The 15,662-nt window shown below is 60.5% G+C and carries 15 protein-coding genes; 9 read left to right on the forward strand and 6 right to left on the reverse strand.

What is annotated here, in order from left to right:
- Window positions 1–95: 95 nt before the first annotated feature.
- Together ACOH1Z_RS02950 and ACOH1Z_RS02955 are read left to right on the forward strand one after the other, a co-directional pair.
- Entirely contained in the window at window positions 96–671 is a 576-nt protein-coding gene (locus ACOH1Z_RS02950; RefSeq protein ID WP_449646994.1) for a TetR/AcrR family transcriptional regulator, read from the forward strand.
- Between the two features lie 146 nt (window positions 672–817).
- The gene (locus ACOH1Z_RS02955; RefSeq protein ID WP_449646995.1) at window positions 818–1,354 is read left to right on the forward strand and encodes a hypothetical protein; all 537 of its coding nucleotides are present in this window, start codon (window positions 818–820) and stop codon (window positions 1,352–1,354) included.
- Window positions 1,355–1,418: 64 nt separating this feature from the next.
- On the opposite strand, the gene ACOH1Z_RS02960 is transcribed toward ACOH1Z_RS02955, so the two are convergent.
- Genes ACOH1Z_RS02960 through pdhA form a run of 5 tightly spaced genes read right to left on the reverse strand, consistent with a single transcriptional unit; the run spans window position 1,419 to window position 6,412 of the window.
- Window positions 1,419–2,189: a hypothetical protein gene (locus ACOH1Z_RS02960; protein ID WP_449646996.1), complete on the reverse strand. Its 771-nt coding sequence runs from the start codon at window positions 2,187–2,189 to the stop codon at window positions 1,419–1,421.
- Complete coding sequence (locus ACOH1Z_RS02965) at window positions 2,186–2,773, reverse strand: signal peptidase II (protein WP_449646997.1); 588 nt, start codon at window positions 2,771–2,773, stop codon at window positions 2,186–2,188. Before ACOH1Z_RS02965 ends, ACOH1Z_RS02960 begins: the two co-directional genes overlap by 4 nt.
- 35 nt (window positions 2,774–2,808) lie before the next feature.
- Complete coding sequence (locus tag ACOH1Z_RS02970; protein ID WP_449648182.1) at window positions 2,809–4,302, reverse strand: dihydrolipoamide acetyltransferase family protein; 1,494 nt, start codon at window positions 4,300–4,302, stop codon at window positions 2,809–2,811.
- Window positions 4,302–5,303 carry an alpha-ketoacid dehydrogenase subunit beta gene (locus tag ACOH1Z_RS02975; RefSeq protein WP_449646998.1) on the reverse strand — a complete coding sequence of 334 codons (1,002 nt, stop codon included), beginning with the start codon at window positions 5,301–5,303 and terminating at the stop codon, window positions 4,302–4,304. Before ACOH1Z_RS02975 ends, ACOH1Z_RS02970 begins: the two co-directional genes overlap by 1 nt.
- Window positions 5,300–6,412 carry a pyruvate dehydrogenase (acetyl-transferring) E1 component subunit alpha gene (gene pdhA, locus ACOH1Z_RS02980; protein WP_449648183.1) on the reverse strand — a complete coding sequence of 371 codons (1,113 nt, stop codon included), beginning with the start codon at window positions 6,410–6,412 and terminating at the stop codon, window positions 5,300–5,302. Before pdhA ends, ACOH1Z_RS02975 begins: the two co-directional genes overlap by 4 nt.
- 225 nt (window positions 6,413–6,637) lie before the next feature.
- On the opposite strand from pdhA, the gene ACOH1Z_RS02985 reads away from it, so the two are divergent.
- Entirely contained in the window at window positions 6,638–8,296 is a 1,659-nt protein-coding gene (locus tag ACOH1Z_RS02985) for an FAD-binding dehydrogenase (protein WP_449646999.1), read from the forward strand.
- 38 nt (window positions 8,297–8,334) lie between these two features.
- Complete coding sequence (locus tag ACOH1Z_RS02990) at window positions 8,335–8,973, forward strand: hypothetical protein (RefSeq protein WP_449647000.1); 639 nt, start codon at window positions 8,335–8,337, stop codon at window positions 8,971–8,973.
- Window positions 8,974–8,985: 12 nt separating this feature from the next.
- On the opposite strand, the gene ACOH1Z_RS02995 is transcribed toward ACOH1Z_RS02990, so the two are convergent.
- Window positions 8,986–9,666: a DUF8185 domain-containing protein gene (locus tag ACOH1Z_RS02995; protein ID WP_449647001.1), complete on the reverse strand. Its 681-nt coding sequence runs from the start codon at window positions 9,664–9,666 to the stop codon at window positions 8,986–8,988.
- A gap of 32 nt (window positions 9,667–9,698) precedes the next feature.
- On the opposite strand from ACOH1Z_RS02995, the gene ACOH1Z_RS03000 reads away from it, so the two are divergent.
- From ACOH1Z_RS03000 to ACOH1Z_RS03020, 5 genes are all read left to right on the forward strand, one after another.
- Window positions 9,699–10,553 (forward strand): acyl-CoA thioesterase, encoded by an 855-nt coding sequence (locus tag ACOH1Z_RS03000; protein ID WP_449648184.1) that lies wholly within the window; start codon window positions 9,699–9,701, stop codon window positions 10,551–10,553.
- A gap of 398 nt (window positions 10,554–10,951) precedes the next feature.
- The gene (locus tag ACOH1Z_RS03005) at window positions 10,952–12,298 is read left to right on the forward strand and encodes a quaternary amine ABC transporter ATP-binding protein (RefSeq protein WP_449648185.1); all 1,347 of its coding nucleotides are present in this window, start codon (window positions 10,952–10,954) and stop codon (window positions 12,296–12,298) included.
- The gene (locus ACOH1Z_RS03010; RefSeq protein ID WP_449647002.1) at window positions 12,295–13,263 is read left to right on the forward strand and encodes an ABC transporter permease; all 969 of its coding nucleotides are present in this window, start codon (window positions 12,295–12,297) and stop codon (window positions 13,261–13,263) included. The genes ACOH1Z_RS03005 and ACOH1Z_RS03010 overlap by 4 nt, the downstream gene beginning before the upstream one ends.
- 104 nt (window positions 13,264–13,367) lie before the next feature.
- Window positions 13,368–14,261 (forward strand): glycine betaine ABC transporter substrate-binding protein, encoded by an 894-nt coding sequence (locus ACOH1Z_RS03015; RefSeq protein ID WP_449647003.1) that lies wholly within the window; start codon window positions 13,368–13,370, stop codon window positions 14,259–14,261.
- A gap of 158 nt (window positions 14,262–14,419) precedes the next feature.
- Complete coding sequence (locus ACOH1Z_RS03020; protein WP_449647004.1) at window positions 14,420–15,652, forward strand: glycerate kinase; 1,233 nt, start codon at window positions 14,420–14,422, stop codon at window positions 15,650–15,652.
- Window positions 15,653–15,662 lie beyond the last annotated feature (10 nt).

Here is a 15,662-nt window from a genome sequence, read left to right on the forward strand (position 1 = left end):
ACACCTTCGTTCAGCGCAGCTTGTGGCCACTTGGGTTAGTCACTACTAACTCAAATAGGTTAGCGAGCATTAACCGAACTGTCTAGACTCAGAACATGAACGAGACGCCAACTCCGCGAAGCCAAGCGAAGGCCGACCGGCGCGAGGCCCTCCTCGCCGCCGCCGCCAGCCTCTTCGCCGAGCGCGGATTCACCCGGGTCTCCCTCGAAGAACTCGGGGCCGCAGCCGGCGTCAGCGGCCCCGCCGTCTACCGCCACTTCTACGGCAAACAAGACGTGCTCGCCGCAATGCTCGTCGACGCCAGCACCAACCTGCGCAGCGGAGCCCAGACCGTGATCGAACACGCCCCCACACCCCGAGCCGCGCTCGAAAGCCTGGTGAAATTTCACGTCAACTTTGCGCTCGGCAACGCTGACGTCATCCGCGTTCAAGATCGCGACCTCGACAGCCTCGCCGCGAGCGACCAACACGAAGTGCGCACCCTGCAACGCAGCTACGTCGAGTTGTGGGTTGGCGTGCTCTCCCAAATCAATCCGGATGCCGCGACCGCCGAACTGCGCACCCGCGCCCACGCCACCTTCGGGCTCATCAACTCCACTCCCCACAGTGGGCGCGCGGGCGCTACCCGACACGTGCTCGAGCGGATGGCGCTGGCCGCGCTCGACGCGTAGCGCACCACGGCAGGTAAGGCCACGGCAGGTGAGACCACAGCACTTGCCCATCGCCCTAGCGGCGTCCCCATAGGGTTTTGATAGGTGGCAACCCCAGTGTGGATTTCGTACACCGGAGATTCCGGATAGGACGAAAAGGATCAACCATGAACAAGAAACTGATCACCGGAGCAGCTGGCGTAGTGCTGGCCTCGTGTGTAGGACTGGGCATCGCTTTGCCCGCCCAGGCTGACACCATCGACACTGCCACCACAAGCGCAGCTGCCTCCGAAACAACCACCAACAGCACCACCACAAGCGGCGAACGAGCCGGTCACGGCCCTCGCCTCGACGCTGACGGCCTCGCCATCAAGCTCGGCCTCGCCGAAGCCGACGTGGCTGACGCCCTCACGGCAGTGCGCGACAGCACCGAGCGCCCAGAACGACTGGGATCCGGCGCCACCGAAGAAGAACGAACAGCAGCGAAGGATGCTCGTCGAGCTGCCTTCGTGACAGCTCTCGCCACCGAACTCAACCTAGACGAAGACACCCTTACCGCTGCCCTCACCGAACTTCGTGCCGAGCATGAAGCCGAGCGCGCAGCAAACCCCGACGCCACCGATGGCGACCGTGGCGGCGACCGCGCAGATCACGGCGATCGCGGCGCTACCACTAGCAGCGATCAAGACAACACTGACGACTAACAAATCCAGCACGATGAAGGGCCTGCGACTGATCGGTCGCAGGCCCTTTCGCCTTCACAATGCGTTAGGGGCGATCGAGCCCGCCGAGGCGTCGGAGAACCGCATTGAGCAGCGTTCCTTCGGCATCCGGAATGACATGGTGGTTGAGGTAGATTCCCTCCAGCCACGGCAATACTTCGACCGCTGGCAGCCCGATAACATCCCAGTTGACTCCCGGAACGGCTTTGGTTCGCGGCGCTCCAGTGCGGGGATCAGTCCATGCTTCGGCGATTGGCTGGTCGGGTTCAGAGTCGCCTGCACCCCACAGGAGGGCGATCGGATGATTCTCGCCATCGATGTGGTCGTGACTCACCGTTCCCGCACCGAGCCACGGCAACGTCAGCAGCTCACCCTCGACTTCAATCTCGAGCAGTTCAAGTTGCACCGGCTCCTCAACTTCGCAAATGTAGAGGTCGAATCCGGCATCGTGCCAGGCTGCCGCTTGAGTGATGTCCTCAAGCACAGTCGGCAAGAGTGCATGAAAGTCGGTAGCTAGTTGGGTTGCCCACTGCAGGAGCGTGTTGGTGTCGTTGGCCCGCCACGGGCTTGAGGGGCGGTGCTCACCGTGCGGAGTGTGGAAGTGGTGGCTGACACCGGCACTGGTCGTTTCGAGGTGCAGTTGACCAGTCTTGTACTCGACGTGGAGGTCGCTCAGTTGCCCTTCGTCATCCCAGTCCGCGAAGAGCTCCGGCTTGGCCAACGCCGTTGGCAGAGTGATGGGCGGCGTGCGTCGTGTGCCGAGATTGAGCACAGCCCTCAGCCGCGAGTTGGGCATCCGCAGACTGAGGTCTGTCATGGTGCCGTTGGGGGTGTTGCTGCCGGAGGTGTTGCCGCAGCATCCGCACTCTCGATCGCCACCGGTTCAGGCTTCGATGCGATGCCCATGAGCGAAATGACCACGATCATGATGGCGCCACCGACGAGAGCAATATCGGCGATGTTTCCGATGAAGTAACCGTTGTAGTTGATGAAGTCGACAACGTGGCCGCGCGCAAAACCGGGGTCGCGAAAAAGACGATCTCCGAGGTGGGTGATGGCCCCACCCAACAGCATGGCGAGAGCAAAGGCCCACGCGCGTGACTCAACTTGCGCCGCATACCAAGTGATCGCCGCGACCGCGAGCGCCGCAATGATTGTGAGAACCCACGTGAACTCTTCGCCAATGGAGAAGGCCGCTCCCGGGTTGTAGACAAGCTGGAACGACAGCAGATCCCCAATGATGGGGATGGTCGTGCCGTCGCCGAGAGTTGCCACAGCCCACCACTTGCTCACCTGGTCGACGACAACCACGAAAGCAGCGAGCGCAAGAATGCCCCACAACAGACGTCGCGATTTACGCGAGGTGGTGGTGGCCGCGGCAGGGTCGAAATTCTCGGTCATAAGACCATTGTCACCTGTCGCGGCCACCCCTCGTGTCACACCATGCTCAATACGGTGCCTGGGTCACTCAGAATTGCCCCAACATCGGTGAGAAAGCGGGCGCCCTGTTCGCCATCAACAAGTCGGTGGTCGAACGACAGACTCAGTGTCATGACATCGCGGAGCGCTACCTCGCCACGGTATTCCCACGGCAATTTGCGCACAGCACCGATCGCCAGAATTGCAGCTTCACCCGGGTTCAGGATGGGGGTACCGGTGTCAATACCAAACACACCAACGTTCGTGATCGAGATTGTTCCGCCGCTCAACGATGCCGGTGTGGCCTTGCTGGCACGAGCATCCCGAGCAATAACGCCGATCGCTTCCGTGAGCTCAGCCAATGTAAGCGAATCAGCATCCTTCAGATTCGGAACCATGAGCCCCCGCGGTGTTGCCACCGCAATGCCCAGATTCACATAGCCGAACTCAACAATTTCGTTAGCTTCCGCATCCCAGCGCGAATTGAGCGAGGGGTTGCGTGCAACGCCAATGCACAGCGCTTTCGCAACAACGGAGAGAACGGATGCCGCACTCCCCTTCGCTTTCAAGCGCGCAACGAGTTCGAGCGTCGGAGTCACATCAATCGTCAAGAACTCGGTGACATGGGGTGCCGTAAAGGCGCTCGCCACCATGGCAGCCGCTGTCGCTTTGCGCACTGACTTGATGGGGGTGCGTTGCTCGCGCTGGCGGGACTCAGAACCACCTGCTCGAGGCGCTCGAGGCGCTGTTGCTGCGGTGGTTGCTGTGCTGGCTGTTGAGGAGGTGGCTGCAGCAGTGTCTCCTCCCGCAGCGGCCGCCTTCGACACGTCCTCACGGGTAATAACGCCGTCTGGTCCACTGCCCTGCACGGTCGTGAGGTCAACCCCTAGGTCGTGGGCGAGCTTACGAACCGGCGGTGTTGACTTGGTGCGCGCTTCGGCCGGGCTGGCAGTAGCGTTTGCGGCTGGTGTCGAGGTTGCGCCTTCGGCTGCCGTTCCTGCTGCGGGTCCGGTTCCGGCTTCAACTTCGGTTGCGGTCGACTCGGCGGGAGCAGGCTCTGCCGATTGAGGCGCACGACGCTTGCGAGTGGGATGTTTGCCACTCTCCACCGCCGGACCGTAACCCACTAGCACCGAATTGCGTTCCGGAGCGGCTGATGCGGCTGAGGAAGCGGACGCGCTTTCTGACTCAGCCGAATCGTTCGGCTCTGCAGCATCCGACGAAGGCACAGCATCTGACGAAGCCGCAGCATCAGCAGACCCGGCAGCACCTTCGAGCTCAAATGTCACGATCTTGGCCCCGACCATGACGGTAGCCCCGGGCTCAGCATGAAGAGCCGTGATCTTGCCCGCCACTGGCGACGGCAGCGACACAATTGCTTTCGCCGTCTCCACCTCAGCAATGGGCTGATTCAGCGTGACCATATCGCCGACAGCGACATGCCACTCAACGATCTCCGACTCGGTGAGTCCCTCCCCCAGATCGGGCAGAGCAAACTCCTTAACGGCCATCATGCGCTCCACCCGGTGAGCGAATTGACGCGACCAAGAGCGCGATCGACACCATCAAGAATGCGGTCAAGATCCGGCAAGAAGTGATCCTCCAACTTTGCTGGCGGATACGGCACGTCAAACCCCGTGATGCGCACCGGGGCCGACTCAAGGTAGTAGAAACAACGATCAGTCAGAGTCGCCGCAATTTCGGCACCGAGACCGCCAGATTCCGAAGCTTCATGGGTAATCACGAGCCGCCCCGTCTTCTGCACGCTCGCCGAAACGGTGTCAAAGTCAACCGGCGACAGCGAACGCAAATCAACCACCTCGACAGAAATACCCTCGTCGGCGGCGGCAACTGCGGCATCCAGAGCAGTAGCAACCAGCGGGCCATAGGTAACAAGAGTCACGTCAGTACCCTCAACCACGACACGCGCTTTGCCCATCGGCAGGCCGTCAGCATCTTCGTCGACCTCACCCTTGGTCCAGTAGCGACGCTTGGGTTCGAAGAACAGCACAGGATCGTCGCTCGCGATTGCCTCTCGCAGCATGCTGTGAGCATCCTGCGGCGTCGAACACGTGACAACACGCAGCCCAGCGGTGTGGGCAAAGTAGGCCTCCGGCGACTCTGAGTGGTGCTCGACCGCGCCAATTCCTCCACCGTAGGGAACACGAATTGTCAACGGCATCCGCACGTTTCCGGCCGTGCGGTAGTGCAGCTTCGCCACCTGCGCGACGATCTGGTCAAAGCCTGGATAGATGAAGCCGTCGAACTGAATTTCGCACACCGGACGGTAGCCCCGGAATGCGAGCCCCACCGCCATACCGATAATCCCGGCTTCGGCGAGAGGCGTATCCATCACTCGATCATTACCAAAATCGCGCTGTAAACCATCGGTCACTCGAAAGACTCCACCGAGAGTACCGATGTCTTCGCCAAGCAATACAACCTTGTCGTCGTCGGTTAGGGCTCGGCGCAAACCTGAGCCGAGCGCCTTCGCCAGAGTTAGTTCAGTCATTTCTCAAACCCCTCTAGGTACGCCTTGTATTGGCTCTTTTGACGCGCAAGACCCGAGTGTTCTGTCGCATAGACGTTGTCGAAAACGCTGAGCGGTTCTGGGTTCTCGAGCGCCAGACATCCCGCCCGGAATTCGGCGGCGACCTGATCGGCGCGCGCCTGGATGGAGGCGGCAAGTTCGTCCGTCAGTACCCCTTCACTGCGCAAAAAGGCTTCGACGCGCGCAATGGGGTCGCGAGCTTCCCACTCTTTTGCGACCACTGGGTCGACATAACGACTCGGGTCATCGGAGGTTGTGTGCGGTCCACGGCGGTACGTCACCGCTTCGATGAAGGTGGGGCCGCCACCGTTACGCGCGCGGTCGAGAGCGCTGCGAGTTGCCGCCATGACAGCCAACACATCGTTGCCATCAACACGGATGCTCGGAATACCGAACCCCGGAGCCCGATCGGCAATCGGCCGCTGAGCTTGCAACCCCACTGGCTCGGAGATCGCCCACTGGTTGTTTTGGCAGAAGAAAATCACGGGAGCCTTGAAGGAGGCAGCAAAGACCATTGCTTCGCTGACATCCCCTTCGCTAGTGGCACCGTCACCGAAGTAGGCCACAGCAACACTATCGACGCCATCTTTTTTGCAGCCGACGGCGTATCCAGTGGCATGAAGCGTCTGGGCGCCGATAATCACGGCTGGCGTTGCCATTCCCACCGAGAACGGATCCCACCCCGAGGCCGCAGTTCCGCGCCACACCCGAACAAGATCGGGCAGCTTCACTCCACGGCAGTATGCAACGGCGTTTTCGCGGTAGCTGGAGAACACAAAGTCATCGGGCCGCAGGGTGCGAGCGGAACCGACTTGAGCGGCTTCCTGACCAAAGAGCGGCGGCCACAGTCCAAGCTCGCCCTGACGTTGGAGGGCAGTCGCTTCAGTATCGATGCGACGCACAATGATGAGGTCTTCATAGAGGCTGGCAAGCTGATCGCCGGTGACATCCGACACCCAAGGGTCATAGACATCATCGCTGAGCCGATTTCCCTCTGGATCGAGAAGCTGCACGAACTCAGGGTTCTGCTTCTTAGCCTCAGATTTCTGGGCTTTCACGGGCACGGTCATACTCATCGTTCCTCCGATCTGCCATTGCGTCTGCCGGTAAGCCACGCGCAAGCGATCCTCACAACCGTGATTGGTAAATCACAGGTTGACCCGAGCCTCGTCGCTCGGAGTTAATTTGACCGTACCTACACCGTGCGCGGTTCACAAGGTGGCGCGCGAAAGTTGCCACCAAATTGGTGGGTGACGCGACATACTGTCAGCACATCAGTGTCAAAGGAGTCACGTATGATGCAGTCGCGCGAACTGGACGCAATCGTCGTCGGAGCAGGCCTTTCGGGCCTTGTCGCCGCCGCCGAACTCATCGTGGCAGGCAAACACGTCGCCATCGTCGAACAAGAGCCAGAAGCCAGCCTTGGCGGCCAAGCGTGGTGGTCTTTCGGCGGGCTGTTTCTGGTGGATTCTCCAGAACAACGACGCATGGGCATCACAGACTCACTCGAACTTGCCCGTCAAGACTGGTTCGGCACGGCTGGTTTCGATCGCGAAGAAGACGAGTGGCCCCGGCGTTGGGCCGAGGCCTATCTAGAATTTGCTGCCGGCGAGAAACGCGAATGGCTTCGCGAGCGCGGTGTGGGGTTCTTCCCTGTTGTTGGTTGGGCAGAGCGCGGCGGCTACTCAGCGCTGGGGCACGGCAATTCTGTTCCGCGTTTTCACGTGACGTGGGGAACTGGCCCTGCCGTGGTTCAGCCCTTTATCGATGCCGTGCGCCGTGGTGTCGCTGATGGTCTCGCGACTCTGCATTTTCGTCACCGCGTCGATGAACTCCTCAGAGAGAACGGTGCCGTTGTTGGCGTACGCGGTGCGACGCTAGCTGCAGACGACGCAGCACGCGGTGCATCAAGCAACCGAACGACCGTTGGCGACTTTGAGCTGCGCGCCCCCGCCACGATCGTGACGAGCGGAGGCATCGGCGGCAACCACGATCTCGTGCGCGCCCAGTGGCCGAAGCGGATGGGGGCAGCCCCCAAGAAGCTGCTGAGCGGTGTTCCCGCTCACGTCGACGGACGGATGCTCGGCATCGCCGAGTCCGCTGGCGCTCGCCTCATCAACGGCGACCGCATGTGGCACTATGTCGAAGGAATTCAGAACTGGGATCCGGTGTGGCCGAAGTACGGCATCCGCATTCTGCCTGGCCCGTCGAGTGTGTGGCTGGATGCGACAGGGCACCGCCTACCGACGCCCCTGTTTCCCGGTTTCGACACGCTCGGCACGCTGGAACACATCCTCGCGACTGGTTACGACCACTCTTGGTTTGTGCTCACTCAGGCAATCATCGAGAAAGAATTTGCGCTCTCCGGTAGCGAGCAAAACCCCGACCTGACCGGCAAAAGCGTGCGCGAACTCCTGAAGCAACGGCTCGGCAAGGGCGCCGCAGCTCCCGTCGAGGCTTTCAAAAAGCACGGCGCCGATTTCATTGTTGCTGACACCCTCGACGAATTACTCACCGGAATGCAAAATCTGACCCCGGATGTCGCGATCGATCTGCCGCACGTCCGTCGCGAGATTGAGGCGCGCGACCGCGAACTCACCAACTCATTCTCGAAGGATTCGCAGGTCAATGCGATCAGACAAGCTCGCCACTATCTGGGAGACAAACTCATCCGTGTGGCCAAGCCGCACCGCATCCTTGATCCGAAAGCGGGGCCGCTCATTGCGGTCAAGCTCAATATTCTGACTCGCAAGAGTTTGGGCGGCATCCACACCGATCTAGCGGGCCGAGCACTCAGCGCTGACGGAGCCACGGTGCCGGGTTTGTGGGCGGCAGGAGAGGCCAGCGGATTCGGCGGTGGAGGGATGCACGGCTACCGCGCGCTTGAGGGCACCTTCCTCGGCGGTTGCCTCTTCAGCGGTCGTGCTGCTGGGCGGAGTGTCGCAGCGCTTTAAGCCACAGAATGAGCCGCCGCTGCAGCTAGAATTCCAACATGAGCAATTCTTCGGCGGAGCCAACGGCACCGGGCTGGTATTCGGATCCGTCGGGTCGTGGAGGCAAGGCGTGGTGGAACGGCTCAGCCTGGGGTCCGTCAGAATACGTGCCTGCGGGTGGCCAAGCGTCGCAACCCGTTGCCACGTCCACGGCTACGGTCGCGCAGCCGCAGTATGCGCAACCCCAGTATGCTCAGGCGCCGGCTGCGTCATCGAGCGAGGTGTCGCCGTACACGTGGCAAATCTGGACGATCATATTGCTGCCGTTCCTGCCGCTCATTGGCCTCGCCCTCATCGACCCCACGACGCTGATTCTCAGCGCCTACGATCCGCTTCTGGTCTATTCAGATCCCGGATTCATCATGGTGATCGTCGGCACGTGGGTGGCCTATATCGCCACAATCGTTTTAGCTTTTCGCGATGTTCGAAGCCTGAAACGTCGCGGGATCGACCGCCCATTTCATCCGGCATTCATCTTCCTGGGCCCACTCATTTACTGCATCGGGCGTTCGGTTGTCGTGAAGCGTCAGCTGGGCTGGGGGCTCACACCCATTTGGGCATCGTTGGGCGTCTGGTTCGTTTCCGGAGTCGGATCACTACTGCTATCGCTCAACTTTGTTAGCGGACTCGGGGTCTAGAGAACCTGAGGGCTAGCGCGCGACAGACCACGCCCGACGCTTGACGAGTACGTGCCCCCGTTTGGTGGTGATTCGCGTCCACGCACCGGATTCGTAGACTGACGCTGAATCGTCGTCGCCGAGGAAGCCCAAACTTACGGCAGCAAATCCTGCTCCCGCTGGCAGGTAATCGGGGTTGTCCAGCGGACGCCCCCATACTTCTGTGCGCACTTTATGCACGATCGCTTCGCCAACGCCCGAGGGCACGGCCTGCGCAACTTCGTCGATTCCCTCTTTGGCCGCAGTCTCAAGGATCTCGCCCGCAACCGTATCGATTGCCACCCATCCTCCACGCGGCGGAGTAATCGCAGCCCACGTGACGGTGTTCACGCTCATGGGCAGGCTCACCGTCACGGGTTCCCCAAACGAGTCGGCGGATTCGTCTATCGCGCTTTCCACGCGACCGATAAGGGAGCGAACGGGCACAACAGCGTCGAAGGTATCTTTCGACGCCAAAGCGAAGGTTCTCAAACCAAGAACGGTTGGGCTGTGGTCAAGCAAGCCAGCGGGATGCAGCACGGAAACGTAGACGGCAAGCACGCCTGCGCCACCAATAAGTCGAACGGAGCCGTCGTCAACACGAGCAGCGCGACCCAAAAAGACATGCAGATCACCCAGAGCCAGGGAATCCACCAAAGTAAACGATCCAGTCATAGGTCTCCTAAACTACAGGCATGAGCGACCCTATGTCTGGGCTTCTAACTGCCCTCGATCTGACCGACACCGGCGCACGAACAAACGAAGACATTTTTACGGGTCCAAGCCAATGGATGCCGCAGGGTCGAGTCTTCGGAGGTCAAGTGCTTGCGCAGGCTCTTGTTGCCGCTCAGCGCACTCTCGCCGCGGACCGAATCGTGCACTCGATGCACGGCTATTTCTTGCGTCCGGGAGACATCAACCTCCCGATCACCTTTTCAGTCGACCGCATCCACGATGGTCGATCGTTCTCAACACGACGTACGCAGGCCTATCAAGATGGGGTGCCAATTCTTTCGGCCATCGCATCGTTCCAGGACCAAGACGACGGTCTCGATCACCAGATTGATATGCCAAGCGACCTCCCCGACCCGGAGTCGTTGCCAACGACTGCAGAGTCGTTGGCGTCGCTCGATCATCCGGTCGCACGGTATTGGGCATCCGAGCGCCCATTCGATATGCGTTACGTTCCTTCGCCGATCTTCATTTCAGTTGAGGGCGGGCATGTGGCTCACCAGGCTGTCTGGTTGAAGTCGGTTGGTCCGATGCCCGACGATATGAACCTTCATCGCGCAGCTCTGGCCTATGCGAGCGACTATTCGATTCTCGAGTCGATCATGCGTCGACACGGGCTCGCCTGGGCTACTCCGGGGATCAAGGTTGCCAGCCTCGACCATGCCATGTGGTGGCACCGGGCGGCGCGAGTGGATGAGTGGCTCCTCTATGTTCAGGAGTCGCCGAATGCAATCGGTGGGCGCGGGCTTTCGCTCGGCCGCATCTACGATCGTTCTGGTCGCCTTGTCGCCAGTGTTGCTCAAGAAGGTATGGTGCGCCCGCCGCGCTAAGCCCTCTTATTCGTTGCGACTCGCCTCACGGCGGCGTCGCCAATGTAACGAATAGACAACGAAGTCGACCGGCCCCGATGCCTACTGTGCCGCGGATCGAGGTCGGCCAATGCCACGGGATGTCCCCAATCTGGTGGACCTGAAGCTGCGAGCATTCCGCAAAAGAGTTACGTTTGATTACGGCCCGGTTCCCGGTACGCCCTTGTTTGGCGTTGTGGACGGGGCGCAACGAATCAGGCCGCGCGCGCCACCTCGGGAGTCCGAGTTGACGTTCGTACGGTTGTTTCGCACTGGAATCGTTCCGACAATGATTCCCCTTCTCGCACAGCTCGACAGGGAGCAGCGTGAGTAGCGAGGTGCCCGCAACCCGGACCGTAATCGAGAAGAGCGGAGCCCTTATGGTGCCGAGCATTCAGGAGAACGTGACCGAGGAAATCGCAGTCAGCGCCAAGAACCTTTATAAGGTTTTCGGCCGCCGCCCAAACGAAGCAGTCGAGCGACTCCAGCACGGAGCAACTCGCGACGAGATATCAGAGCTGGGCACCGCTGCCGTCATTGATGCAAGCTTCGATGTTCACAAGGGCGAGATTTTCGTCGTCATGGGCCTCTCCGGATCGGGCAAATCAACGCTCATCCGCATGCTCAACGGACTGTGGGACACCACATCCGGGTCAGTAACAGTTGGCGACGATGTCATTTCAGGCCTTTCCGCCGCAAAACTTCGCGACGTTCGCCGTCGCCGCATCTCAATGGTGTTTCAGCACTTCGCGCTGTTCCCTCACCGCAGTGTTCTTGAGAACGCCGCCTACGCGCTCGAAGTTCAGGGCATTCCCCGCACGGAACGTCTCGCTCGCGCCCAGAAGACGATCGACCTCGTCGGCCTTAAGGGTTGGGGCGACAAGATGCCGTCAGAGCTTTCTGGTGGAATGCAGCAGCGCGTAGGCCTTGCCCGCGCCCTCGCCGCTGACACTGATGTGCTCTTGATGGACGAGGCGTTCAGCGCTCTCGACCCCCTGATCCGTCGCGAAATGCAAGAGCAGCTGCTCGAGCTTCAGACGGAACTCGGCAAGACGATCATCTTCATCACTCACGATCTCAACGAGGCAATGTTCCTCGGTGACCGCATCGCCGTGATGCGCGACGGTCGCATTGTTCAGATCGGGACTCCAGAAGACATCCTCACCGACCCGGCCAACGACTATGTTGCCCAGTTCGTTCAGGATGTTGACCGCTCACGCGTTCTCACCGCAGCAAGCGTCATGGAGCCAGCCCGCGTCACCGCATTCGCCGGCTCAGGACCCCGTGCAGCTTTGAAAACGATGCGCGACATGCAAAGCTCGACCGCATTCGTCATCAGTCGCGATCGCACGCTCAAGGGCATCGTTCGCGATGCTGAGGCAATGACGTTGGTCCGCCGCGGCGAAACCGACCTGAGCTCGATCATCAGCGACGACTTCAACGTTATCCAAGCAGACACCTCGCTCTCGGAACTCTTCGTTCCGTCAGTGGAGAGTCCACTGCCGCTCGCGGTAGTGGATGAGCGTGGCCGCCTAATTGGGGCAGTCCCGCGCGTCACACTGCTCGCCGCACTCGGCAATGTCACGACAGACACTGGCGAATTTCCTTCGATGGAGCCGTCGTTGACTGTCTCGACGGAGCTGATTTCTGACGCTCTTGCTACTCCTGAAGTCGACGCCCCTGAAACCGCCACCGAAACCGCCACCGAGAAGGAGGTCACCCGATGAACGATTTCTTTAGACTTCCCCTCGGCCAATGGGTCGAAGATGGCATTGACTACATCACCGTGACTTTCGGAGTCTTCTTCGATGTCATCAAGTTCATGATTGCCTCGGTTGCCGACGGAATGAACTTCCTGTTCACGTCGCCGCCATTCTGGATAATGCTGATCATCTTTGCCGTGATCGCTTTCGTAGCGCGCGGTTGGGCGTTCTCACTGGGCACCACAATCAGCTTCCTGTTGATCCTCAGCTTGGATCAGTGGGAAAACGCTATGGATACCCTCGCGTTGGTCTTGGTAGCTGCAGCAATTGCAGTTCTGATCAGTGTTCCGCTGGGAATTCTCGCGGCCAAGTATCAAACGGTCTCCACCATCGTGAAGCCAGTACTCGACTTCTTGCAGACAATGCCAGCATTCGTCTACCTGATTCCCGCACTGATCCTCTTCCGCATTGGTGATGTTCCCGGAATCGTGGCAACGGTGCTCTTCGCCCTTGCCCCCGGCGTACGTCTTACTGAGCTGGGCATTCGTGGCGTCGATAAAGAGGTTGTTGAAGCTGGGCAGGCATTTGGTTCGTCACCGAGCCGCATCCTGCGACAGATTCAGCTTCCCCTGGCACTCCCGTCGATCATGGCCGGTATCAACCAGGTGATCATGCTCTCGCTCTCGATGGTCGTTATTGCCTCGATGGTTGGCGCTGGTGGCCTCGGTAAGCCCGTTATCCAGAGCCTGAGCCGGGCGGATGTTTCGCTCGGGTTCGAAGCTGGACTCTCCGTAGTGCTTCTGGCCATCTTCCTTGACCGGCTCACGGCATCCTTCGGCACCGGCAAGGGCTACTTCCGCTTCATCCTGGACTCCTTCAGCTTCCGCGGTAAGCCAAGCGCATCCGACACGGTCGAGGCTGACGGCACGAGCGCAACTTCTGCGCCCGCCACAGCCGAGCCAGCAGAACTGACTCCTCCAGTTCGCTAATTTTCGGGCGCTCACCCGCGCTCGTTTTCCCGCACACAGAAAACCCTGTGTGCATCGACGTCAACATCGTCGACGCTTCGGCGTTGGCAGAAAAGGACGACACAATGAAGAAGCAGACACGTGCTGCATTTGCAATTGGAGCGGCAACGCTCCTCGGTCTGTCGGCTTGCGCCGCAGGCGGAGACGACACCGCGGCAGGTGACGCTCCTGAGAACAAGGATCTCACCATCGCCGTATTCAACGGATGGCCTGAGGGCGAAGCAGTTTCGTTCCTCTGGAAGGCAATCCTTGAAGACAAGGGCTACAACGTAGAGCTGGAATACGCTGACGTTACCCCCATCTTCTCGGGCCTCAGCACTGGCGACTACGACATCGCGCTTGACGGATGGCTTCCAGTCACCCACGCAAGCCTGATGGAAGAGTACGGCGCAACCATCACCGACCTCGGCGCATGGAACACCGAAGCCGGACTGACCGTTGCAGTGAACGAAGATGCACCGATCGACTCGCTCGAAGAGCTCGCAGCTAACGCTGACGCGTTCGGAAACCGCATCGTCGGTATCGAGCCTGGCGCCGGCCTCACCGAGGCAGTCATGACCAAGACCATGCCTACCTATGGTCTCGACGGCATGGAACTTCTAACCTCGTCGACCCCAGCAATGCTTGCTGAACTTCAGGCAGCGCTCGACAACGGCGAGAACATTGCCGTTACACTCTGGCGTCCGCACTGGGCCTACGATGCATTCCCCATCAAGGACCTTGCTGACCCAGAGGGAACTCTCGGAGACGCCGAAGGAATTCACTCCTTCGCACGCGACACCTTGAGCGACGACATGCCAGAAATCACTTCGTGGATCTCTGACTTCAAGATGGACTCCGAGCTGCTCTACTCGCTCGAGAACGTCATGTACAACGAATACGAGGGCAGCGACTACGAGCCCATCGTTGCAGACTGGATCGCAGCGAACCAGGACTACGTAGACGGCCTCACCAGCTAACACTGTGTGAATCTGCGGTGCATTGAGCACTGTGATCTACGAAAAGGGGTCGCCTTCGGGCGGCCCCTTTTTTCGCGCCCCACTGTTCAGTGCCATAGCTCCGCCGCTTTGCCCCGCCCTTGGCTTCGTGCTCGGCTCGCCCGCGCTAGGGTCGAAGGGTGCCAGCAACTGAGAACCCCGTCGTCATCATCGCGCCCGACTCCTTCAAGGGCAGCCTGACCGCAGCGGATGCCGCAGCCGCCCTGGAACGCGGCGTTAGAGAGATGCTTCCCGACACTGCCACGGTCCTCACCTTTCCCATGGCCGACGGCGGAGAAGGCTCCCTCGATGCTGTGCTTTCCGCCTGGCTTCAGCCCGCCCTTACCATCTCAACCGTCGATGCCCTCGGCCGTCAACGTGACGCCCGCTACGGTTTCGATCTCGACGGACATCGCGCCGTAATCGAAGCCGCTCAAGCAAACGGACTCCCCCATGTCGGCGACATCGCTGCTGAACCGCTGCGAGCCGATAGCTACGGCGTCGGTCTCATCGCCGCCAGCGTCATCGAACGAGGTGCCCGCGACATCACCCTCTTTCTCGGTGGCTCTGCCAGCACCGACGGAGGCAGCGGCCTACTGCGCGCCCTCGGAGCACGCCTCCTCGACGTCGAAGGAAACGAGCTAGCGCCCGGAGGTGGCGCGCTCACCGCACTCAACACGATTGACCTCAGCGGGCTTATCCCCGGCGCACTGGAGACGAAGTGGCACATCGCCGTCGACGTCACCAATCCGCTCACGGGGAGCCGAGGCGCTGCCAACGTTTTTGCTCCACAAAAAGGGGCAACGGCATCCGAAATTACAGTGTTGGATGCCGGACTCACCCGACTAGCGCAGGTGCTAGCCGACCACCCGCTGGTAGCCGACCGCCGCTTTTCCGCCGCCGGAATCGCAGCCCTGCCCGGCATGGGTGCGGCCGGTGGTACTGCGGCGCCACTCGTCGCGCTCTTCTCAGCAGAACTTGTGCGCGGAGCCCAACTCGTCGCTGACACGACAGGACTCAGCGACGTAATTGGCAGTGCCGACGTGATTATCAGCGGCGAAGGGAAGCTCGATGCGCAGTCGCTGGACGGCAAAGTCGTCGACTACTTGCGCGGCGCCAAGAGTCCAGCATCGTTCCTCGTTGTGGTGGCGGCAATAGTCGATCTCACTCCAGCACAGTCGTCAGCAGCAGGAATCAACGTGGCGCTGCCGCTGGGCTCAGGCGTCGAAAACCGCAAAGAACTCTTCCAGTACGCCGAACACTTGCTTGAAGCTCGCGGAGCGCACGCGATTGCAGAATGGCTTGACCCGACCGATCTCGACGAAGAATTCCGAGACGATGACGGCGATGACACGGCCGCAAGCCCTAGCTGATCCGGTTAGC

The sequence above is a fragment of the Rhodoglobus sp. genome (assembly GCF_053580035.1).

Excerpts from the sequence above, each read along its gene's own strand:
- ACOH1Z_RS02950 (WP_449646994.1), top strand. The coding sequence starts at position 96 with ATGAACGAGACGCCAACTCCGCGAAGCCAAGCGAAGGCCGACCGGCGC.
- ACOH1Z_RS02955 (WP_449646995.1), top strand. The coding sequence starts at position 818 with ATGAACAAGAAACTGATCACCGGAGCAGCTGGCGTAGTGCTGGCCTCG.
- ACOH1Z_RS02960 (WP_449646996.1), bottom strand. The coding sequence starts at position 2,189 with ATGACAGACCTCAGTCTGCGGATGCCCAACTCGCGGCTGAGGGCTGTG.
- ACOH1Z_RS02965 (WP_449646997.1), bottom strand. The coding sequence starts at position 2,773 with ATGACCGAGAATTTCGACCCTGCCGCGGCCACCACCACCTCGCGTAAA.
- ACOH1Z_RS02970 (WP_449648182.1), bottom strand. The coding sequence starts at position 4,302 with ATGGCCGTTAAGGAGTTTGCTCTGCCCGATCTGGGGGAGGGACTCACC.
- ACOH1Z_RS02975 (WP_449646998.1), bottom strand. The coding sequence starts at position 5,303 with ATGACTGAACTAACTCTGGCGAAGGCGCTCGGCTCAGGTTTGCGCCGA.
- pdhA (WP_449648183.1), bottom strand. The coding sequence starts at position 6,412 with ATGACCGTGCCCGTGAAAGCCCAGAAATCTGAGGCTAAGAAGCAGAAC.
- ACOH1Z_RS02985 (WP_449646999.1), top strand. The coding sequence starts at position 6,638 with ATGATGCAGTCGCGCGAACTGGACGCAATCGTCGTCGGAGCAGGCCTT.
- ACOH1Z_RS02990 (WP_449647000.1), top strand. The coding sequence starts at position 8,335 with ATGAGCAATTCTTCGGCGGAGCCAACGGCACCGGGCTGGTATTCGGAT.
- ACOH1Z_RS02995 (WP_449647001.1), bottom strand. The coding sequence starts at position 9,666 with ATGACTGGATCGTTTACTTTGGTGGATTCCCTGGCTCTGGGTGATCTG.
- ACOH1Z_RS03000 (WP_449648184.1), top strand. The coding sequence starts at position 9,699 with ATGTCTGGGCTTCTAACTGCCCTCGATCTGACCGACACCGGCGCACGA.
- ACOH1Z_RS03005 (WP_449648185.1), top strand. The coding sequence starts at position 10,952 with ATGGTGCCGAGCATTCAGGAGAACGTGACCGAGGAAATCGCAGTCAGC.
- ACOH1Z_RS03010 (WP_449647002.1), top strand. The coding sequence starts at position 12,295 with ATGAACGATTTCTTTAGACTTCCCCTCGGCCAATGGGTCGAAGATGGC.
- ACOH1Z_RS03015 (WP_449647003.1), top strand. The coding sequence starts at position 13,368 with ATGAAGAAGCAGACACGTGCTGCATTTGCAATTGGAGCGGCAACGCTC.